Source organism: Pseudocitrobacter sp. 2023LY-00077 (assembly GCF_055796175.1).
The window spans coordinates 19,555-40,090 of sequence record NZ_JBSPEI010000007.1 but is presented as its reverse complement, the minus strand read 5'-3'; the positions used below and the strand labels follow the sequence as shown (position 1 = coordinate 40,090).

General features: G+C 55.1%; 18 protein-coding genes. 9 read left to right on the top strand and 9 right to left on the bottom strand.

The window, feature by feature from the left end; translation table 11 throughout:
• Window positions 1-18: 18 nt before the first annotated feature.
• From ACWWFX_RS10650 to ACWWFX_RS10635, 4 genes are all read left to right on the top strand, one after another.
• Window positions 19-1,200 (top strand): aminotransferase-like domain-containing protein, encoded by a 1,182-nt coding sequence (locus tag ACWWFX_RS10650; RefSeq protein ID WP_276218540.1) that lies wholly within the window; start codon window positions 19-21, stop codon window positions 1,198-1,200.
• 49 nt (window positions 1,201-1,249) lie between these two features.
• On the top strand, window positions 1,250-1,618 hold the full coding sequence (locus ACWWFX_RS10645; RefSeq protein WP_456147357.1) for an MmcQ/YjbR family DNA-binding protein: 369 nt from the start codon (window positions 1,250-1,252) through the stop codon (window positions 1,616-1,618).
• Window positions 1,619-1,741: 123 nt separating this feature from the next.
• Window positions 1,742-2,395, top strand: coding sequence for an oxygen-insensitive NAD(P)H nitroreductase (gene nfsB, locus ACWWFX_RS10640; RefSeq protein ID WP_473223772.1), 654 nt, complete (start codon window positions 1,742-1,744; stop codon window positions 2,393-2,395).
• Between the two features lie 194 nt (window positions 2,396-2,589).
• Window positions 2,590-3,837, top strand: coding sequence for a mechanosensitive ion channel family protein (locus tag ACWWFX_RS10635; RefSeq protein WP_276218545.1), 1,248 nt, complete (start codon window positions 2,590-2,592; stop codon window positions 3,835-3,837).
• Here ACWWFX_RS10635 and ACWWFX_RS10630 read toward each other — a convergent pair whose 3' ends face one another.
• From ACWWFX_RS10630 to ACWWFX_RS10605, 6 genes are all read right to left on the bottom strand, one after another.
• The gene (locus ACWWFX_RS10630) at window positions 3,838-4,818 is read right to left on the bottom strand and encodes a LacI family DNA-binding transcriptional regulator (RefSeq protein ID WP_473223771.1); all 981 of its coding nucleotides are present in this window, start codon (window positions 4,816-4,818) and stop codon (window positions 3,838-3,840) included.
• 77 nt (window positions 4,819-4,895) lie between these two features.
• On the bottom strand, window positions 4,896-6,047 hold the full coding sequence (locus ACWWFX_RS10625) for a Gfo/Idh/MocA family protein (RefSeq protein WP_473223770.1): 1,152 nt from the start codon (window positions 6,045-6,047) through the stop codon (window positions 4,896-4,898).
• A complete protein-coding gene (locus ACWWFX_RS10620; protein ID WP_276218551.1) occupies window positions 6,044-7,072 on the bottom strand; it encodes a sugar phosphate isomerase/epimerase family protein in 1,029 nt (342 codons plus the stop codon). The genes ACWWFX_RS10625 and ACWWFX_RS10620 overlap by 4 nt, the downstream gene beginning before the upstream one ends.
• Window positions 7,073-7,088: 16 nt before the next feature.
• Window positions 7,089-8,330 carry an MFS transporter gene (locus ACWWFX_RS10615; protein WP_473223769.1) on the bottom strand — a complete coding sequence of 414 codons (1,242 nt, stop codon included), beginning with the start codon at window positions 8,328-8,330 and terminating at the stop codon, window positions 7,089-7,091.
• Window positions 8,331-8,554: 224 nt separating this feature from the next.
• Window positions 8,555-9,943 (bottom strand): phenylalanine transporter, encoded by a 1,389-nt coding sequence (gene pheP, locus ACWWFX_RS10610; RefSeq protein WP_276218554.1) that lies wholly within the window; start codon window positions 9,941-9,943, stop codon window positions 8,555-8,557.
• A 144-nt stretch (window positions 9,944-10,087) separates the two neighbouring features.
• Window positions 10,088-12,292, bottom strand: coding sequence for a TonB-dependent receptor (locus ACWWFX_RS10605; RefSeq protein WP_456147350.1), 2,205 nt, complete (start codon window positions 12,290-12,292; stop codon window positions 10,088-10,090).
• Between the two features lie 221 nt (window positions 12,293-12,513).
• Here ACWWFX_RS10605 and ACWWFX_RS10600 point away from each other — a divergent pair, with 221 nt between their 5' ends.
• Window positions 12,514-13,353: a DMT family transporter gene (locus ACWWFX_RS10600; protein ID WP_276218558.1), complete on the top strand. Its 840-nt coding sequence runs from the start codon at window positions 12,514-12,516 to the stop codon at window positions 13,351-13,353.
• Here ACWWFX_RS10600 and ACWWFX_RS10595 read toward each other — a convergent pair.
• Entirely contained in the window at window positions 13,343-14,563 is a 1,221-nt protein-coding gene (locus ACWWFX_RS10595) for an HD domain-containing phosphohydrolase (protein ID WP_276218560.1), read from the bottom strand. The genes ACWWFX_RS10600 and ACWWFX_RS10595 overlap by 11 nt on opposite strands.
• A gap of 460 nt (window positions 14,564-15,023) precedes the next feature.
• Here ACWWFX_RS10595 and ACWWFX_RS10590 point away from each other — a divergent pair, with 460 nt between their 5' ends.
• From ACWWFX_RS10590 to ACWWFX_RS10575, 4 genes are read left to right on the top strand one after another with little or no spacing between them, the layout of a single operon-like run.
• Window positions 15,024-16,370 (top strand): LLM class flavin-dependent oxidoreductase, encoded by a 1,347-nt coding sequence (locus tag ACWWFX_RS10590; RefSeq protein ID WP_276218562.1) that lies wholly within the window; start codon window positions 15,024-15,026, stop codon window positions 16,368-16,370.
• Window positions 16,371-16,380: 10 nt separating this feature from the next.
• The gene (locus ACWWFX_RS10585; protein ID WP_276218564.1) at window positions 16,381-17,217 is read left to right on the top strand and encodes an ABC transporter permease; all 837 of its coding nucleotides are present in this window, start codon (window positions 16,381-16,383) and stop codon (window positions 17,215-17,217) included.
• Window positions 17,218-17,269: 52 nt separating this feature from the next.
• Window positions 17,270-18,232, top strand: a complete 963-nt coding sequence (locus ACWWFX_RS10580) for an ABC transporter substrate-binding protein (RefSeq protein ID WP_473223768.1) — start codon at window positions 17,270-17,272, stop codon at window positions 18,230-18,232.
• A gap of 10 nt (window positions 18,233-18,242) precedes the next feature.
• Window positions 18,243-19,016, top strand: a complete 774-nt coding sequence (locus tag ACWWFX_RS10575) for an ABC transporter ATP-binding protein (protein ID WP_276218567.1) — start codon at window positions 18,243-18,245, stop codon at window positions 19,014-19,016.
• 30 nt (window positions 19,017-19,046) lie between these two features.
• Here the strand turns inward: ACWWFX_RS10575 and ACWWFX_RS10570 are convergent, their stop codons facing one another.
• Complete coding sequence (locus ACWWFX_RS10570) at window positions 19,047-19,769, bottom strand: amino acid ABC transporter ATP-binding protein (protein ID WP_276218569.1); 723 nt, start codon at window positions 19,767-19,769, stop codon at window positions 19,047-19,049.
• The gene (locus ACWWFX_RS10565) at window positions 19,756-20,520 is read right to left on the bottom strand and encodes an amino acid ABC transporter permease (protein ID WP_015965460.1); all 765 of its coding nucleotides are present in this window, start codon (window positions 20,518-20,520) and stop codon (window positions 19,756-19,758) included. The genes ACWWFX_RS10570 and ACWWFX_RS10565 overlap by 14 nt, the downstream gene beginning before the upstream one ends.
• Window positions 20,521-20,536: the final 16 nt, after the last annotated feature.

Below are 20,536 nucleotides of genomic sequence, written 5' to 3'. Positions count from 1 at the left end.
TCAGAAATCAGGGTCATTATGTTCGAACATCAGCTGGCATCGCGCGCCACAGGGCTGAAACCTTCCGCCGTCCGCGAACTCCTCAAACACAGCAAACTGCCCGGCGTTATCTCGCTTGGCGGCGGTATTCCTGCGCCAGAACTGTTTGATAACGAAGGTATTCAGCTCGCGGTACAGCAGGTTATGGCGTCACAATTTCAGGAAGCGATGCAGTACAGCCTGAGCGAAGGTTACCCGCCGCTGCGTCAGGCGATTGCCGATATTTGTCGCGCGCGCGGCGTGGCCTGTGACGCGTCACAGGTTTACATCACGTCCGGCTCTCAGCAGTCGCTGGATATTGTCGCCCGTACGTTACTTAACCCTGGCGATGTGGTGGTTGTCGAACGCCCAACTTACCTGGCGGCGTTGCAGGTCTTCCAGCTGGCGCAGGCCAACATTCAGAGCGTCGATACTGACGAAGACGGCATGCTGGTTGAACAGTTGGCCGATTTAGTGCAAACCAGCCCGGTCAAAGTGGTGTATCTGGTGCCTACCTTTGGCAACCCTGGCGGCAAAACGCTCAGCGAACCGCGCCGCCGTCGCCTGGTTGAGCTGGCCAAACAGCACGGTTTTATCATCGTTGAGGACGACCCGTACGGGGAAATCAGCTTTACCGATGAACGCCCGCAGCCGCTTTATCAACACGCCATGGCGCTCGGCTGCACTGACCAGGTTATCTATACCTCCACCTTCTCCAAAATTCTGGCGCCGGGGATGCGCGTGGGCTGGCTGGTGATGCCGGAATGGCTGGCAAGCAAAGCCATTATCGTGAAGCAGGCGACCGACCTGCATACCAGTACCCTGTCGCAGCAAATCACCGCACAGTACTTATCGCTTAATCGACTGCCCGCACAAATTGCGCTGATCCGCGAAGATTATCGTAAAAAATGCGACACCCTGGCGAGTGCGCTGGAAGCCAAACTGGGCGATCATCTTGCTTTCAGTCGCCCGAAAGGCGGGATGTTCCTGTGGGCCCATTTCCGCTACCCGTTCAATGCTACCGAATGGCTGAAAAAGACGCTGGAAAACCGCGTGGTCTTTGTACCGGGCGAAGCCTTTTATAACGATGCGCCTGACGTCACGACGCTGCGTCTCTCCTACTCCACCGTGTCGCACGAGGGGTTAGTTGAGGCGGTCGATCGCCTGGCAAAATCACTGTAAGCGTAACGGGAACGGTACCGCCGTTCCCGTTTTGCACAACGGAGGAGCTATGGACAGTGAACTATTACACGCCAGCGCAAAACGCCTGGCGCTGGAGATGCCGTTTGCCGAGCTGACCTGGCCTTTTGGCCCGGAGTACGATGTGTTCTGTATCGGCGGGAAAATCTTTATGATCAACCTGTGGACACGCGGCTTGCCCGTTGTAAATCTCAAGTCAGATCCGGAAATTTCGCTGCTCAATCAGGCTATCTATCCCAGCATCAAACCGGGATACCATATGAATAAAAAGCACTGGATCTCCGTCTATCCGGGTGATGATATTACGCCTGAGTTACTGGAATCGCTGATTACCGATTCATGGGAGCGCGTTGTCGATAAGTTACCAAAACGCGAGCAAAAACGGTTTCGTCCTCAATGATTTTCCGTTTTTATCAATAACTGTTATCGCATTTTTCACACTTCTCAAATCGCCTCCTGCGCTGTACCCTTTTCCGACTTAACGCACCGCTTGAGCGGTGCTTTTTATCATTCAGGAGTTGTTATGGATATCATTTCCGTTGCCAAAAAGCGCTATTCCACTAAAGCCTTCGACGCCAGCAAAAAACTGACCGCTGAGCAGGCAGACAACCTGAAGACGCTGCTGCAATTCAGCCCGTCCAGCACCAACTCTCAGCCGTGGCATTTTATCGTTGCCAGCACCGACGAAGGCAAAGCGCGCGTGGCGAAATCCGCTGCCGGTAACTACGTCTTCAATGAACGCAAAATGCTGGACGCCTCTCACGTGGTGGTTTTCTGCGCCAAAACCGCAATGGATGACGCCTGGCTTGAGAAAGTGGTCGATCAGGAAGAGGCCGATGGCCGCTTCGCCACCCCGGAAGCAAAAGCCGCTAACCACAAAGGCCGTACTTTCTTCGCCGATATGCACCGCGTCGATCTGAAAGATGACGATCAGTGGATGGCAAAACAGGTTTACCTGAACGTCGGTAACTTCCTGCTGGGCGTGGGCGCGATGGGTCTGGACGCGGTACCGATTGAAGGTTTTGACGCCGCCGTACTCGACGCCGAGTTTGGCCTGAAAGAAAAAGGCTTCACCAGCCTGGTAGTCGTGCCGGTGGGTCATCACAGCGTGGAAGATTTCAATGCTGCTCTGCCGAAATCGCGTCTGCCGCTGTCAGAAATCTTGACTGAGATTTAACTTATCCCCCTCACCCCGGCCCTCTCCCACAGGGAGAGGGAGAAAACCAGCACCAAAATTTAACCTGGCGCGATCGGTTCCCTCTCCCTGTGGGAGAGGGCTAGGGTGAGGGCACCAAACCGCACCGTAATTCCCCCAATTTGCATAATATCCCCCCAGCCGCCATTATAGGCACTGGTTATAAAGGAGATGTTATGCAGGAATTGATAGCTCAGGTCGAAGAACTCGGCATCGAAATAAATCACACCAGTTCCCTGGTGATTATCTTTGGTATTATTTTACTTACTGCAATTGTCGTACATATTATCCTGCACCGCATTGTGCTACGGACGTTTGAACGACGCGCACAGGCCAGCAGCAAATTATGGCTGCAAATCATTACCCAGAATAAACTTTTCCATCGTCTGGCGTTTACCCTGCAAGGGATTATCGTCAACGTACAGGCCGTTTTATGGCTACAAAAAGGCAGTGATGCAGCACAAATTCTGACAACCTGCGCCCAACTGTGGGTCATGCTTTACGCCCTGTTGTCTTTCTTCTCATTATTAGATGTCATCTTTAATCTCAGCCAGAAATTATCCGCAGCATCTCAGTTACCGCTCAAAGGCATATTCCAGGGGGTGAAACTGGTCAGCGCCATTCTGGTCGGCATTCTGATTATTTCTCTGCTACTGGGGCAATCTCCGGCGATTCTGATTAGCGGCCTTGGCGCGATGGCCGCCGTGCTGATGCTGGTGTTTAAAGACCCGATTCTTGGCCTGGTCGCCGGTATTCAGCTTTCAGCTAACGACATGCTGAAGCTCGGCGACTGGCTTGAGATGCCGAAATATGGCGCTGACGGCGCGGTAACGGACATCGGCCTGACCACCGTAAAAGTGCGTAACTGGGATAACACCATTACCACCATTCCTACCTGGTCGCTGGTCTCTGACTCTTTTAAAAACTGGAGCGGCATGTCCGCGTCCGGTGGTCGTCGAATTAAGCGCAGCATTAATATCGACACCACCAGCGTGCATTTTCTCGATGAGCAGGAACAGCAGCGTCTGATTCAGGCCAAACTGCTGAAACCGTATATGGATTCGCGCCATCAGGAAATCGATGAATGGAACCGTGAGCACGGTAGCGAAGCTTCGGTACTGAATCTGCGCAAAATGACCAATGTCGGCACGTTCCGCGCTTATCTCAACGAATATTTACGCAACCACCCACGTATTCGTAAAGATATGACGCTGATGGTCCGCCAGCTTGCGCCAGATAATAACGGCCTGCCGATGGAGATATACTGCTTTACCAATACGGTAGTGTGGGCGGAATATGAAAGCATTCAGGCGGATATCTTCGACCATATTTTCGCGGTGGTAGAAGAGTTTGGTCTGCGCGTATATCAGTCGCCTACCGGGAACGATATTCGTTCACTGGCAGGCGCCATTCAACCGCAATAATCAGGCACTGGCGCGCGAAATAAAGCGCCAGTCCATCATCACCCGCTCGGCCATTGAGGCCGGGTTTTCAATTCTTTTCAGCAGCAATTCTACCGCTTTCGCGCCTATCTCGCGCGAAGGCTGCTGCACCGTCGTCAGTTGCGGAGAGACCATCTCCGCAAGCTCGGTACCATCGAATCCCACTACGGCGATATCCTGCGGAACGTTCAATCCCGCCTGTTCAATCGCGCGCATCGCCCCGGCGGCCAGGGTATCAGAAACGGCAAATACCGCATCCGGCCTCGGCTGTTGCGCCAGTAATTTTTCCATTGCCGCTTTCCCCGCCGCAGAACTCAGCTCGGCCGCGTACTCTACGGTCTGATAATCCAGCTCGCGTACATGTAGCACGCTTTTGTATCCACGCTCACGCAGGCGAGCATACTTATAGCTCAGGTCGTGGTTAATCAACGCAATGCGCTGCCGACCGCTGTCAGCCAGATGACTCACCACATGCTGAGCGGCATCAACATCGTTAATTCCCACACAGGAAACCGAGCCGGTATCGGCATACTCCGCGCACTGTACCCATGGCGCATCGCCGATAATCATTTTCAGCTCCGGCAACTTGCTGAATGCATCCATGGTGATAATGCCGTCGACCATCTTACCAGTCAGCAAGCGCAAACCGGATTTCGAACGCTCGATATCAGAACCGGAATGGCACAGCAAAATGCGATAACCTTTTTTCTCGGCCTGTTCTTCGATGCCCTTCACCACCTCGGCGCAAAACGGGTTGGCGATGTTAGAAACCATCACGAGGATCATCGAACTGCGCGCCGTGCGTAGCTGACGCGCCAGCAGGTTTGGCTGATAGTTGCTCTCTTTAATCGCCTGGAGTACCCGCTCGCGGTTTTTCGGTTTTACAGTGTCGCTGTTGTTCAGCACGCGCGACACCGTGGCGACCGACACACCGGCCAGCCGCGCAATTTTCTGAATGGACATAGGAAGGAGATATCCTGCTATTAACGCGTTGGTTGCAGGCTATCACAAAAACGCCGCCCGGCGAACCGGGCAGACGCTTAATCCGCCACGCGCACCCAACGCTGTTGCTGATGGCTTTTCATAATTGCGTCAATGATATACATCACATTTGCACCATCGTGGAAGGAAGCAAATCGACGCGCCCCGGCTGGCGGCATTTCCCCCTGCGCCACCGCGCGATAGAAGTTCTGCATCATGTTTTTGAAGGCGTCCGGCCAGCCCTCAATATGGCCACCGGGGAAATGAGCGCTGTCAGCAATATCCCGATTCAGTAATCCAGGGTCGTCACTGAGCAGTTGATTCGCCCCTTCACGCTTGCCAATCCACAGCTGCTGCGGCACTTCCTGATCCCACGCCAGCGAGCATTCACTGCCGTTGAGCTCAAAGCTGAGGCGATTTTTACGCCCAGCGCTGACCTGCGAGACGCTAAAGCAACCTTTACTGCCATCGTCAAATCGAAACAGTACCGAACCCGCATCCTCCGTAGTGACAGGATAATCCGCGTACTGCACGGCCTGCGTCTGCTGGCTAAACGTTGAGGAACCTGCAACATTAGCTTTGCGCGTCGGCCAAACAATTGCGAGATCCGCCATCACTTCTACGATGCGCTTGCCGGTTACAAACTGCACTGTATCGCACCAGTGAGAACCGATATCCGCCATCGCCCTCGACGCCCCCCCCTGTGCGGCATCCACGCGCCAGTTGAAATCCGTCTCGTTGAGCATCCAGTCCTGTAAATAGCTACCGTAAACCGAGAACAGCCGCCCGGTTGCGCCGCTGCGCTGCATACTTGCCGCCTGCTGCACCATCGCGAACTGGCGATAAACAAAGCTGACGCCATGCACGACGCCCGCATCCTCCGCCATCGTCACCAGTTCCCGCGCCTCATCTGGCGTCAGGCACAGCGGTTTTTCCGAGAAGATATGCTTCCCGGCGGCAAGAATTTGCCGGTTAATCTGCGCATGCAGATGATTGGGCGTGCAGTTATGAACCACCTGCAAGCCCGGATGCGCCAGAAAGGCGTCCACGTCGCCATACGCGTGCGGCACCGAAAGTTCATCTGCTTTAGCCTGCGCGTGCGCCAGGCTGCTGTCGCACAACGCCACCACCTGCACGTTACCGAGGCGACGTAGCGCTTCCAGATGCGCCGGGCCAATAAATCCGCTGCCGATAATTCCCACCTGAATCATTTCTTTGCCTCGCTGCCGGCGGCAAAATCATCAAACGCCCGAGTGGACACCGGGATGATGTGCCGACGAATAAACTCGCTTCCCTCGCGTGCCCCCACTTCTGCGGATTTCAGGCAACATTCCCACTCCAGCACCGCCCAACCGTCGTAATCATGCTGGGTTAATTTGCTGAAAATCCCTTTAAAGTCGATTTGCCCGTCGCCCAATGACCGAAAGCGTCCGGCTCGGGTGAGCCAGTTTTGATAACCGCCGTAAACGCCGCTGCGCCCGTTGCGCTCAAACTCGGCATCCTTAACGTGAAACGCTTTAATGCGTGAATGATAGATATCGATCCACGCCAGATAGTCGATATTTTGCAGGTGCAGATGGCTGGGGTCGTAAAGCATATGACAGCGCGGATGGTGTCCTACGCCTTCCAGAAAACGCTCAAAGGTCAGGCCGTCATGCAGATCCTCGCCGGGATGAATTTCATAGCACAGGTTCACGCCGTGCTCATCAAACACATCCAGAATCGGCCGCCAGCGACGCGCCTGCTCAGCAAAGGCGTCCTGCAACAGGGCAGCATTGTGCGGCGGCCAGGGGTAAAAATAGGGCCACGCCAGCGCGCCAGAAAAGGTCGCGTGCGCCGATAACCCCAGCCGGGCGGATGCCTGCGCGGCTTTCTTCACCGTCTCTACCGCCCACTGCTGACGCGCCTGCGGGTTGCCGCGCAGCACAGCGGGCGCGAAGTGATCGAACGCATCATCATAGGCCGGATGCACCGCCACCAGTTGCCCTTCCAGATGCGTAGACAACTCGCTTACCTCCAGCCCTTTTTCAGCCAACCTACCGCGAATCTCATCGCAGTAAGTCTGGCTGGCAACCGCCTTTTCCAGGTCAAATATCGCCGGATGATTGCAGGGAATTTGCAGTGCTTTATAACCCAGCCCGGCAGCCCATTCCGCCAGGCCATCCAGGGTATTAAAGGGCGCATCGCCTGCGATAAACTGAGAAAGAAAAATTCCCGGTCCTTTGATTGTTTTCATACCACCTCCTTAAACACTACGCCTGCGTCTTATCGTCATACTTAAACGAGAAGAGGAAAATAATGGCAATAACGGCGGCGGCAACCGCCGGGATCCACCAAAAGGTTACCCATGCCTGCGGCACGCTGTGCCCGGCGACCAAACGGTTGTAGAGCGCCCCGGAAATCTGCGAGCCCAGCAGCATGCCGATACCGTAGGTGAACATCACCACCATACTTTGCGCCTGCCCTTTCACCTTCTCGCCCGCCAAGCGGTCGGTGTAGATAAAGCCCACCACAAAGAAGAAGTCGTAACATACGCCGTGCAGCAAAATGCCGAGATACAGCAGGAAGCGCCCCTCTTCGCTGACGCCCAGCGCAAAGAAGGCATAACGCACAAACCACGCCAGCATGCCGATGAGCAGCATGTACTTCACGCCCAAACGGCGGAACAGCAGGGGAATAACCAGCATGAAGAAAATCTCGGACATCTGACCGAAGGACATCGCTGTACTGACATCTCCCACGCCCGCATCGGCAAGGTAGGACGCGGTATACGCGTAATAGGTGCCCAGCGGAATAGAGATCAGCGTCGCGCAGATAGCAAAGACCAGGAAATGACGCGTTTTCAGCAGCGCGAAAGCATCGGCGCAAAAGAGATCGCGTAGCTTCACCGGCAACCCTTTTGCCGGAGCCGGTGTATGCGGTAACGTCAGGCTGTAGACCGCCAGCGCCACCGAGCAAATCGCCGCCAGGGTAAAGATACCCGTGGTATCGGAAATTCCCGTCACGCCGATAAAAATACCCGCCACAATCCAGCCAATAGTGCCGAACACGCGCACCACCGGGAACGTTTTATCGACATTCGCCAGGCTGTGGAAGGCAATGTTATTGGTCAACGCCAGGGTCGGCATATAGCAAAGCGTATAGCCAAACAGTAGCGCAATCAGCAGTGAACCGTTTTGCGCGACTAACGCCTGCGGCACAAACCAGAGGATCGCCGCGCCCAGCAGATGCATCACCGCCATCACTTTCTGCGACGCAAAGAAGCGATCCACCAGCATACCCAGCACAAACGGGGAAAGAATAGACGCAATGGGGCCTGCGGAGAACGCATCGCCAATTAACAGCGACATGTTGTGCTGAGTCATCACCAGCCCCAGCGTGACCGACCAACTGCCCCAGATAAAGAACTGCATAAACATCATTAACGACAGCCGTGGAACCAGCATACGATGCTGAACGGCGAGGCCATTACTACTTTCGGTTGTTGACACCATGTTTGCCACCCTCAAAAAGTAATCGATTACATTTAACCCTAAAAAGAAAAGTAATCGATTACAAACAGAAGATCGCGGATCATGAGTAGGATCTGGGAGATAGGTCACGATTAAAATAGAGGGCGCGGGATCCGCACGGGTGCGATGTTTGTAGGCCCGGTAAGCGTAGCGCCACCGGGCAATAATGCGTGCACGAAAACAGAGACGTTTTCGCCGACTGAGCTTTACCCTTTGCGCCGCAACGTCTTAAACGCAACAAACAGGAACACCACCCACACTGGCAGCAGAATTGCCGACAGGCGCATGCCGTCCATGGTACACATCAGGCCGAGGATCATCAGCAGGAAGGCGATACAGATGTAGTTGCTTGCAGGCGACAGCAGCGCTTTAAATTTCGGCTCACGGCCTTTGCGTCGCATCGCTGCACGGAACTTCAGGTGCGCCATGCAGATCATCACCCAGTTCAGCAGCAGCGTGGCAACAACCAGCGCCATCAGCAGGCCGAAGGCCTCTTTCGGCAACAGATAGTTCACCAGTACCACCAGCGAGGTGATCGCCCCGGAAAGCAGCAGTGAATTCACCGGCACACCGCGACGGCTGACTTTGGTGAGGAACTTCGGCGCATTGCCCTGTACGGACAGCCCAAACAGCATACGGCTGTTGGAGTAAACACCGCTGTTGTACACCGAAAGTGACGCCACCAGAATAACGAAGTTCAGCGCCGATGCCACGATGTTGCTATCCAGATTATGGAAGATCATCACGAACGGGCTGCTATCGGACTTGATCTCTACCCACGGGTAAAGCGCCAGCAGAACCACCAGCGAGCCGATATAAAACAGCAGGATACGGTACACCACCTGATTAACCGCTTTTGGAATCGTGGTCTCCGGGTTACGCGCTTCTGCTGCGGTAATACCAATCAGCTCCAGCCCGCCGAAGGAGAACATAATCACCGCCAGTGAGGTAATCAGCCCATTCCAGCCGGTGGCGAAGAAACCGTTATAGCGCCACAGATTATCAATGCTGGCGCGATCGCCGCCGTGATCGGTGAACAACATCCACAGGCCAAAGCCGATCATGCCGATGATAGCCAGCACCTTAATCAGCGCAAACCAGAATTCTGTTTCGCCATATAAGCGAACATTCACCAGGTTGACGGCGTTAATCAGCACAAAGAAGCCTGCCGCCCAGATCCAGGTAGGCACATCCGGCAGCCAGTACTGCATATAGATGCCCGCTGCGGTGAGCTCCGCCATGCCGACCAGCACGAACATCACCCAGTAGTTCCAGCCGGAGAGGAAGCCCGCAAACGGCCCCCAGTATTTAAAGGCGAAGTGAGCAAACGACCCGGATACCGGTTCTTCCACGACCATTTCGCCGAGCTGGCGCATGATCAGAAATGCGATAATCCCGGCAACGCCGTAGCCCAGCAGTACCGCCGGGCCCGCCATCTGAATCGCCGGGCCAATGCCGAGAAACAGACCGGTGCCAATCGCGCCGCCGAGGGCAATCAATTGAATATGTCGGTTTTGTAAGCCGCGTTGCAGCGTCGGAACCTGTTCCGACGAAGCATCCTGAATACTCTCGGATGCTGAGGACGTGTCTTTCACGTCAAACCCCTGTAGCTTTTTTATGAAGGCGCATCTTTTAACACTTCGATGCCGTTGTCGCAAGGCAATACATTCAGAGTGGTAATTAATGAAACGCCCCGATAAGCCAGGCTTACCGGGGCGCTAGACCACAAAATGGCGCGATTAGAAGTCGTACGTCATTGAGACTTTCAGCGTTCTTGGTTCACCCTGGAACAGGTAAACGCCGGTATCATCCACGCCAGACCAGTACTTCTCGTTGGTCACGTTGTTCACACCGACGCGCCAGACCATTTCGTTTTGATCCGCGTTCAGGCGCATGCGGTAGCGCATACCGAGATCGAGGGTGGTATAGCTATCCAGTTTCTTGGTGTTTGCCGCATCAGCATATTGAGAGCCTGTATGATTCACGCGTGCGGTGGCGGTTAAGCCCTCTACCGGTTTGATATCGTACTCAGCGCCCAGCACCATGTAGAAGTTTGCCACGCCCACGGCATCTTTGCCGTCGGTTGCGCCATTAGCCGTTTTACGCTGTTCCGCGTTCAACCACTGGGTGCTGCCGTTCAGGCGCAGGCCCAGCATCGGTTCACCAAAGACATTTAACTCAACGCCACGGTTGCGCTGTTCGCCGTCCATTTTGTAATAATTCTGCGCATCGGAAATGGCGTTTGGTTTTTTGATTTCAAACAGCGCCAGCGAGCCGCCGACGTTGCCGTAATCCACCTTCACGCCCAGCTCATTCTGTTTGGAATGTGCGATACCGGTGCTTTGCCCGGCGTTGGCGGCGGTGCTCGGTGCGTTAGAGCCCGGTTGCAGTGCTTCGGTATGGTTAGCGTAGAACGAGACTTCTTCCCACGGCTTGTAGACCAGGCCCACGGTTGGCGTCCAGCGGCTTTCCGTGTAGCGACCAGAAAGGTCTTCATTGCCCGTGGCATTGCTGTAGTTACGTACCACTACTTTCTGGTAGCGCGTTGCCGCCGTCAGCAGCACGCTGTCGTCAAAGAAGCCCAGCGTATCGCTGAACAGCCAGCCCTGAACGCGGCTGCGCGAGGTGGTCAGCGGGTCGGTATAATTACCGCCAAACCACGCGTTATCTGGCATCGCAACATCATGATTATCATAGATGTTCGTGGTCGGGTTATTGGAGGACATGCGCCATGCCGTCGCATCTTTGCGTACCTGTGCGGCATAACCGATATTCACCTGATGACTGACCGGCCCGGTATCGAAGTTACCGCGCACGCCGCCCATTCCGCTGTAGGTATCGATCAGACGATTAGTATCCAGACGACCAACCGTCGCATCACCATTGGCATTGACCAGCTTCGGCGCGCTGTAGGTCCCCTGCTCGTGACCATGCTGCATGCCCCAGGCCGCGTAGGTCGTCCAGTTATCGGTGAGATCGTACTCGGCTTTCGCCATACCGAATTCGTTTTCGATATCGCTATAGCCCCATTTCTGGCTGTAGTTTTTGGTGGTATCCGGAACGGAAGGAACGAAATCGACGCCGCTGATGTTGACGCCCATAGTGCCGCCGTGGAAGGTTTTCTTCTGGTAGCCAAAATCAAGAGATGAACGGAATCGATCGCCGCGATAGTCCAGCCCCACCGACGCCAGCGTCGTGCGGCGTTTGTCATTATCGACCGCCCCCTCTCCTTCGCGGTGCAGCACGTTCACGCGCGCGCCGAACTGGTTGTTATCACCAAAGCGACGCCCCAGATCCAGCGAACCACCCACCTGAGAGTCAGAGGTGTAGTCCACGCCCACGCGGGTGATTGGCGTATCTTCAGCCCGTTTCGGCTCAAGGTTGATCATCCCACCGACACCGCTGCTCGCCGCGCCATTCAGCAAGGCGTTCGCGCCTTTGAAGACTTCCACGCGCTCCAGCATCTGGGTATCCATTACCTGACGTGGCACCACGCCGGCCAGGCCGCCCATGGTCATGTCATCGCCATCAAGCTTAAAGCCGCGAATACGATAGGTTTCCGCAAAGTTACCGTAGCCCTGCACCGTCTGCACGCCCGCATCATTGCTGACCACATCGGCGATGGTTTTCGCCTGCTGATCGGCCATCAGTTTTGAGGTGTAGCCAATGACGTTAAACGGCACATCCATCGCTTTCTGCTCGCCCAGCATTCCCAGACGCCCGCCGTGGGCGATTTGTCCATCGAGGTAGGCCGGAACCGGCTGGTCGCCGCCCGGTTTAAAATCGCTGCCCTCAACGGCCTGAACCACCATCGTCTCTTCCTGCGCTTTTTTAGCCGGAGTATCGGTGGTGGTTGCCGCGCTGGCGGAGTGCGCTACGCTGCCTATCGCTAACGCCAGCAGCGTTTTGCGTAATGGAGAAGTGAAACCCTTTGTGTTGTGCATAATTCGCTCGTGAAAGACGCTGAAGATGACGTTTGCTGCGATGCTTATTTATTTGCCTGTACGCCCGATGAACAGCGTCAGAACTCGTCGCAAACGATAAAGAGAACGAGAACTATACTCATTAAAATTTAGCAATCAAGCATAATTAGCCGGGTGATGAAAGGGATGACGCACGAAGCAGAGCCTGTAGAATGGAGCGCTTATACAGAGGGGGAATATCGGTGCTGTTGAAAATTATTCTGGCGATGGTCGCGTTCGCGGCAAATTCCCTGCTCTGCCGTCTGGCATTAAAGGGTCTGCATATGGATGCGGTCTCTTTCAGCAGCGTGCGCCTGCTCAGCGGCGCGATTGCGCTTTTTCTTTTGCTCCAGCTCCCCGCCCTTAAGAAGAAACCAGAATTTAACTGGCTGAACGCTTGCCTGCTTGCGCTCTACGTTTTCGCATTTTCTATTGCTTATGTCTCGATGGGCGCGGCAATGGGCGCACTGCTGTTATTCGGCACGGTACAGCTGGTCATGACCGGGTGGGGATTCCTGGGCGGCGAGCGCCTGACACCGCTGAAAACCGTCGGTATCATTGCCGCAATGGCAGGTCTGGTGCTATTGCTGCTGCCTGGCGCAGCGCGCCCTCCGCTCACCGCCGCGTTGATGATGATCGCATCCGGCGCCGCCTGGGGGGCGTACTGCATTACCGGGAAACGGGTACAAAATGCCGCCGCGGCCACCGCCGGTAATTTTATTCTGGCAGTGCCGATTGCACTGGTCGTTTTTCTACTGAACGGAATGACAGGCCATATGGATGCGAGCGGACTTATGCTGGCGGTCACCTCGGGCGCGCTGGCGTCAGGCGCCGCCTATTTACTGTGGTATTCCCTGCTCCCGAGGCTCAGCCCGGCCACGGCAAGCACGCTGCAACTGAGCGTGCCTTGTCTGGCGGCGTTGGGTGGAATGGTGTTTTTGGGTGAGGCATTAACCGCACGTATGCTTATGTCGATCGTGGTGACATTATCGGGGATTGGGCTGGTTATCTATGCCGATCGCAGCCCAACTATTAAGGAATAGACGCCACATCCCGCACCAGCGACCTGCCCCCTTCGCGAGCCTGGTTTACAATACCGTAAAAGGCCTCTTTATGCTGATACAGCAGCGCGACGATTTCACCGTCAATCGAGCCGTCTTCTACGGCTTTATCCATGATATCCAGTGCATCCTGAATACTCAGTGGGCCTCGATACGGACGGACTTCTGTCAATGCGGTAAAGAAGTCTGCCACCGCCACAATACGACTGGGGATATCGAGATAAATACGGTTCAGATGGTAAGGATATCCTGAACCATCAAGTCGTTCATGATGGTTCGCTGCCCATGCCGCAATCTCGCCTAATTCCGCCACAACGCTAAGAATTTCTGCGGTTTTATAACTGTGCTCTTTCAGCATGCTGTACTCTTTCCTCGACAGCGCACTTTTTTTCTCAAGCAGACTAATAGGAACATACAGTTTGCCAATATCATGAAGATAACCGGCAATTTCAATTCGCTGCTGATCGTAGCTGGTCATTCCGCTGTAATATGCCAACTCTCTCGCCACAAGCCCTACGGTCATGCTGTGGGCCGCTGTAAATCCGCTATGGGTATCGACAATACGGGCAATCAGCGTACAAATTTGCTGGAAGTCATCGATATCCAGATGAATGACTTTTATCGGCGAGATAACATTAACAACCCGAGGAATATTATCGGTTTGCAAACGGAACCAAAAATATTCCCGCTGGCTGACAGTATTCAGAAAATCATAAAACTCAGCGGGGAAATCACTGTAACGCTGAGCAAACCCATTGCAGATATCCTCGCTACAGGAAGCCAGGTTATCCGGGTACAGGCGCAAATCGTACTCAAATCGATCGCAGAAAGAGAGGATGGCCTTTTCCTGCTGATGCTTGTCTTCATACCCCGCACGACGCGTATAGACAATCGCTTTAGTCTGCTCAAAAATATCAAGACCGTTCAGCATGTTATAAGTATAACGTTGATGCAATTCATTATTAGAATGAAAATCACCGTACTCGCGACTGCGTATATCGATTAGCTCCCCAATATCATGGAGTAATGCAGCAATATAGACATTCTTCTGCTGCTCTTTACTCAGTTCAAGATAATCGCAAAGCTCCATCGCGACGATGGCCGTCCGCTCCATGTGTTTGACTAACTCCGGAGAGACGATTTTTATGAGTTCGTTAATAAACTTGATTGATAATTGCAGGGATATATCCATGATACGATTCTATTTTTCTCTCTTTTACCCAAGGTTAAACCCGCTCCACCCCGTGGCGGATTGAAGACCCTGCAATTTATAAATGCCACGATGATTTTAATTATAATTATTGCGTATATCCAGTAAAACCCAACCATCATCGTGTTTTTAAGTTATTTTATCCTGGTGCACCCCGCTGATTATACGTTATCGCAAATTAAAAGCGGGCGAACTATTGGTAAAACTAAATAATAACCTACCCACTTAGGCGTACTCTCGATTACAAGTAAAGTTATCGCTAATTTAGCGTAACAATTAATACAAAGTTCACTCAAGCCAGCCTGCATTCTTGCTGTCGTCGTCTGACTATAACCAAAAAACAGATAATCTATTCAACATTTGTTATTTCAAATTAGCGGAACTCCCTCGCTATTCTGGCCTCCAGGCGGAACATTCCGCATCCCATCAGGAGGTAAGGCACATGACTAAACAGATAAAGCTCGGCGCTTTTCTGCCCGGCGGTGGACAACACATCGCCGCGTGGCGTCATCCGGACCAGCCAGCAGATGGCGCGACCAATTTCGAGTTTCATAAACAGCTCGCGCAAACGGCCGAACGCGGCTTGTTTGACGCCTATTTTCTGGCTGACGGTCTGGCGGTCCCCGCAGCCGGAGGAACCGAAGGCGGCAGCGCCAAAGTGGCCGGTTTTGAACCCGTCACCTTATTCAGCGCCCTCGCCCCGTTAACCAAAAATATCGGCTTTATCGCCACCGCCTCCACCACTTATGAAGAGCCCTACAACCTGGCGCGAAAATTCGCCTCGCTGGATCTCATTTCCGGCGGCCGCGTGGGCTGGAACGTGGTGACGACCGCGACCGACGCCGCCGCGCACAACTTCAATCTTGATACGCAACATCCTCATGAATATCGCTACCAGCGTGCGGCCGAGCATGTTGATGTAGTGAAAAAGCTGTGGGACAGCTTCGAAGACGACGCATTCATCCGCGATAAAGCCTCCGGCGTTTTCTTTGATGCGCAGAAGGTGCATGCCACACATCACCGGGGAAAATTCTTCAAGGTGAAGGGCCCACTGAACGTGCCACGCTCGCCGCAGGGGCAACCGGTGATTGTCCAGGCCGGCCAATCCGAGAGCGGACGCGCGCTGGCCGCCGCCACCGCCGAGGTGATATTTACTTCCCATCAGCATCTGCACACTGCGCAGGCCTTCTACCGCGATATCAAAGCACGCGCCAGAGCGGCAGGCCGTAACCCGGATCACGTGCTGATCATGCCGGGTGTCGCACCGTTCGTCGGGCGTACGGAAGAAGAAGCGCAGGAAAAGTACCGCAAAATTACCTCGCTGATTGTCGAGTCTGACGGTATCGCCTTGTTAAACGGGCTGGCCGGGGGAGCGATCAATCTGGCGGAGTACGATCTCGATGGGCCGCTGCCGCCGCTGCCAGTGACCGAAGGGATGAAATCGCGCCCGGAGCTGATCCGCCAGATCGCCGATGAAAACAACTTCACCATTCGCGAGCTCTATCAGTGGGTCGCCACCGCCCGCGGTCACTTTACCATCGTCGGCAGTGCCGAACAGGTGGCAGATACGCTCCAGGAGTGGTTCGAGAACGAAGCCGCCGATGGGTTTAACATTCTGCCGCCGTGGCTGCCTGGCGGGCTGGATGACTTTATTGAACTGGTGCTGCCCATCCTGCAACAGCGCGGGCTGTTCCGCACGGCGTACGAAGGGACGACGCTGCGTGAAAACCTCGGGCTGCCGTTTGCCGAGAATCGGCATTCCACCCTGAACCGCGCCAAAGTCGCCTGAGGAGTGAACCATGAGCATGTTATATCCCTCCACCGGGGCCGCCCTTTCCCGCCCGCGCGCGGCGGCGAAAACCGCGGCGCTTTGGTCAAAGCGCAGCCTGAATTTCTTCGCCCGTTACGGCCTGTTGATGCTTTTCTTCGCGGGCTGGCAGGTCGCCAGCAGCGTCGGCTGGCTGAACCCGGCGGTGATCCCACCGCTCGATAAAGTGGTGCTGGCATTATGGAACGGCGTCCATTCCGGCGCGCTGTTGGGGGATATCTCCATCAGCCTGCAACGCGCCGGGTTGGCGTTTTTCTCGGCGGTGATTATCGGGATTCCGCTGGGCCTGTTTATGGGGCAAATCCGCCCGATTGAACGCGCGCTGGATCCGATTCTGCAACTGTTCCGTCAGACCTCCGCGCTGGCGCTCTATCCGGTCTTTATTCTGCTGTTCGGCCTTGGCGAAACCTCGAAAGTGTTCGTCATCTTCTGGGCCGCCCTCTTCCCGGTGCTGTTATCGACCATTAGCGGCGTGAAGCAGGTCGATGGCAAGCTGCTGGAGATGGCGCGAACTTTCGGCGCAGGCGAACTGACGCTGTTCCGCCGGGTGATCGTTCCGGCGTCGATCCCGGGCATTTTCGTCGGCCTGCGTCTATCCGCCACTACCGCCCTGCTGCTGCTGATTGCCGCCGAGATGATTGGCGCAAATCGCGGAATTGGCTTCCAGGTGATGAACGCCCAGTACAATTTCCAGATCCCGCTCATGTTTGCCGCCATCTTCCTGCTGGCGCTGGCCGGGCTGCTCGCCAACACCATTCTGGTGTTCCTGCAACGCCGCCTGTGTCGCTGGAATCCGCGTGACCAGTAACGTTTTGCACCACCCACTATAAGAAAACACTCATCGCAGACAGGAACAGATCATGAAAAAAATTCTTCCGCTTTTTTGGGCGACCACGCTGATGCTTATTGGCGCCTCCTCCGCAGCACAGGCGCAGGATGCCGTAACGATGCGCTATATGACCAGCCACGGCGGCATTTCCGCCCATGAACTGGCGGATGCGTTAGGTTATTTCAAAGACACGGGCATCACGTTTAAAAGCGCCGGTTACGCCAGCGGCGGGCCAGAGTCGCTGTTTGCGCTGGCTTCAGGCAGCATTGATATCGGTTCTGCGGCAACGCCTGCGGTGATCAACTCCATCGCCGGGGGCAACCAATTTGTCGCGGCGTATCCGACCAACGGCATCGATAACACCACCAAATCGATTTTCTATGTTCGGGAGGACAGCCCGATCAAATCAGTGAAAGATTTGGCAGGGAAAAGTATCGCTATCAATACCTTAGGTGCACATCTCGATTACACGGTTCGCGAAGCGCTGCATAAAGCCGGGCTGCCGGAAAAAGCCGCGCGCCTGGTGGCCGTACCGGGCCCGCAGCTTGAGCAAACCCTGCGCTCCGGCCAGGTGGATGTTGCCGCATTTGGCTACTGGCAAACCACCTTTGAAGGCGTGGCCCGTAGCCACGGCGGCCTGCGCCCGATCCTTAACGATACGGAAGTTCTTGGCCCTATCGCGGGCGGGTTTACCGTTCTGCGCGCGGATTTCGTAAAAGCGCACCCGCAGGCGGCGCGTGACTTTGTGCTGCAATCCCCGCGCGCGCTCGATTTCGCCCGTGAGAATCCGGAAAAAACGCGCGAAATTCTGGCACAGAAGCTGAAAGAGCGCGGCGAAAATCCGGAGCTGGCGAAATATTTCACCGGCTACGGCGTGCGTAAAGGTGGGCTGGCGGAAGATCACGACGTGCAGTTCTGGCTGGATGTTCTGCAACGCGGCGGCGTGCTGCAAAAAGATCAGCTGAAAACCAGCGATATTCTGTTAAAAGTCTGAGGAAACCGCCATGACGATGCCACATACTGATTTACCGCGCGGCGATATCGCCATTCGCCGCCTGCATAAAGCATTCTCTCTCGACGGCCAGCCGTTTGATGTATTTCGCGATTTGAATCTGCATATTGAAAGCGGGCAAAGCATTGCCATCGTCGGGCCCAGCGGCTGCGGTAAAACCACCCTGCTGCGTATTCTTGCCGGGCTCGAACAGCCCGACGCCGGAGAGGTGGCCATCGACGGGCGCGCAGTGCAGGGAATGAGCCGCGAGCGCGCGGTGATTTTCCAGGAACCGCGCCTGCTGCCCTGGCTGTCGGTGCTGGATAATGTCAGCTTCAGCCTGGACGTGCAGGGAAAATCAAAAGCGCAGTCGCGCCTTCGCGCGAAACAATCTATTGAGCTGGTCGGCTTGAGTCAGTATGAAAATGCCCTGCCCGGCCAGCTTTCCGGCGGCATGGCCCAGCGCGTCGGTATCGCCCGTGCGCTGGCGATCGACCCGGAAATTCTGCTGCTGGATGAACCGCTCGGCGCGCTGGACGCGATGACCAAAATCACCATGCAGGAAGAGCTGGAACGCATCCGCACCACGGAAAATATCACCATGGTACTGGTGACGCACGACCTGGAAGAGGCGATTTATCTGGCTGACCGGGTGTTAATTTTGCCGAAAGTGAAAGGCAACCCCATCAGAATTATCGATGTGAATCTCCCCCGCCCGCGCGAACGCAGCGACGGCGCATTTGTGGAACTGCGCCAACAGTTGATGGCGGAGTTTGGCCTGCACTGAAATAACGCCCGGCAAAAGGCCGGGCGAACCTCACAACACTTTACTCAGAAATGCTGCCGTGCGCGGGTTTTGCGGCGCGGTAAAGATCTGCTCCGGCGTTCCCTCTTCCTGAATAATGCCCTGATCGATAAACAGCACGCGGTCAGCCACTTCCCGCGCAAAGCCCATTTCATGGGTGACGATCACCATCGTCATCCCCTCCTGGGCGAGATTTTTCATCACTTCCAGCACTTCGCCCACCAGCTCAGGGTCCAGCGCGGAGGTCGGTTCATCGAACAGAATAATCGACGGTTCCATGGCCATAGAACGCGCAATGGCCACGCGCTGCTGCTGACCGCCGGAAAGGCTGGAGGGCCAGGCGTCGATTTTGTCGAGCAGCCCAACTTTCTGTAACAGCAATTCCGCACGGCTAATCGCCTCGGAACGCGACAGCCCTTTCACCGACATGGGCGCCATAATCAGGTTTTCCAGCACCGTCATGTGCGGGAAAAGATTAAAACGCTGAAACACCATGCCGACGCTTTCGCGCATCTTGTTGAGGTTGGTTTTGGGCTCATGAATATCAAAACCATTCACCGACACCTTGCCGTCATCGGGTGTTTCCAGCGCATTCAGACAGCGCAGGAACGTACTTTTCCCGGAGCCGGAGGGGCCGATAACGCACACCACTTCCTGAGGCTTAATCTCGCAGGAGATCCCGCGCAGCACGTGAGTCGCACCAAAACGTTTTTGCAGATTTTCAATGTGAATCACTTTTGCTCAACCTCTTTTCCATATGCTGGACCAGCAGCGACAAGATAAACGTCAGCACCCAGTAAATAATCGAGATCGCCAGATACGGTTCCCAATAGGTGGCATACGCACCAGAAACCGTCCGCGCGGCGTAGGCGAGATCGGCCAGGCCAATCGCCGAAGCCAGCGAAGAATCTTTCACAATGGCAATCGCGTTATTGCCAAGCGGCGGCAGAATACGTTTAAACGCCTGCGGCAGGATGACCTTGCGCATGGTTTTGCCCCACGTCATTCCCAGCGCGCGTGAGGCTTCCATCTGCCCACGGTCGATAGACTGAATGCCCGCGCGGAAGATCTCCGAGACATACGCCCCGGCATTGAGGGTAATCGCCACAATACAGGAGAGAAACGCGCCGTAGTCCGAGCGCAGCATACGGGCGAAATCGACCGACATGATGCCGCTCGTCACCAGCACGCCGTCGCGCGGGTTGATGAGCAGCGGCACCAGCGCGAAGTGCACGACCATAATCTGCACAAACAGCGGCGTACCGCGAAATGCGCTGACGTAAACGCGCACCGGCAACTGCACAAAGTAGCGCAGAATAAAACGCCATGGGCCATGTTCGGCTTTTGCCATCCGCCCGAGGCCCAGTAATAACCCCCACAAGGTGCCCAAAATCACGCAGATAATGGTGCACTTAATGGTCATCCACGCGCCTTCAACAAAGAGCGGCGCATACTCCTGGATGATTTCCCAACGAAATCCGGTCATGACACATCCTGTCCGT

Bases quoted from the DNA above. Each gene is read 5' to 3' on its own strand.
- ACWWFX_RS10625 (WP_473223770.1), bottom strand. From the start codon at position 6,047: ATGATTCAGGTGGGAATTATCGGCAGCGGATTTATTGGCCCGGCGCAT.
- ACWWFX_RS10615 (WP_473223769.1), bottom strand. From the start codon at position 8,330: ATGGTGTCAACAACCGAAAGTAGTAATGGCCTCGCCGTTCAGCATCGT.
- nfsB (WP_473223772.1), top strand. From the start codon at position 1,742: ATGGATATCATTTCCGTTGCCAAAAAGCGCTATTCCACTAAAGCCTTC.
- ACWWFX_RS10580 (WP_473223768.1), top strand. From the start codon at position 17,270: ATGAAAAAAATTCTTCCGCTTTTTTGGGCGACCACGCTGATGCTTATT.
- ACWWFX_RS10585 (WP_276218564.1), top strand. From the start codon at position 16,381: ATGAGCATGTTATATCCCTCCACCGGGGCCGCCCTTTCCCGCCCGCGC.
- ACWWFX_RS10595 (WP_276218560.1), bottom strand. From the start codon at position 14,563: ATGGATATATCCCTGCAATTATCAATCAAGTTTATTAACGAACTCATA.
- ACWWFX_RS10650 (WP_276218540.1), top strand. From the start codon at position 19: ATGTTCGAACATCAGCTGGCATCGCGCGCCACAGGGCTGAAACCTTCC.
- ACWWFX_RS10645 (WP_456147357.1), top strand. From the start codon at position 1,250: ATGGACAGTGAACTATTACACGCCAGCGCAAAACGCCTGGCGCTGGAG.
- ACWWFX_RS10590 (WP_276218562.1), top strand. From the start codon at position 15,024: ATGACTAAACAGATAAAGCTCGGCGCTTTTCTGCCCGGCGGTGGACAA.
- ACWWFX_RS10605 (WP_456147350.1), bottom strand. From the start codon at position 12,292: ATGCACAACACAAAGGGTTTCACTTCTCCATTACGCAAAACGCTGCTG.
- ACWWFX_RS10635 (WP_276218545.1), top strand. From the start codon at position 2,590: ATGCAGGAATTGATAGCTCAGGTCGAAGAACTCGGCATCGAAATAAAT.
- ACWWFX_RS10565 (WP_015965460.1), bottom strand. From the start codon at position 20,520: ATGACCGGATTTCGTTGGGAAATCATCCAGGAGTATGCGCCGCTCTTT.
- ACWWFX_RS10575 (WP_276218567.1), top strand. From the start codon at position 18,243: ATGACGATGCCACATACTGATTTACCGCGCGGCGATATCGCCATTCGC.
- ACWWFX_RS10620 (WP_276218551.1), bottom strand. From the start codon at position 7,072: ATGAAAACAATCAAAGGACCGGGAATTTTTCTTTCTCAGTTTATCGCA.
- ACWWFX_RS10630 (WP_473223771.1), bottom strand. From the start codon at position 4,818: ATGTCCATTCAGAAAATTGCGCGGCTGGCCGGTGTGTCGGTCGCCACG.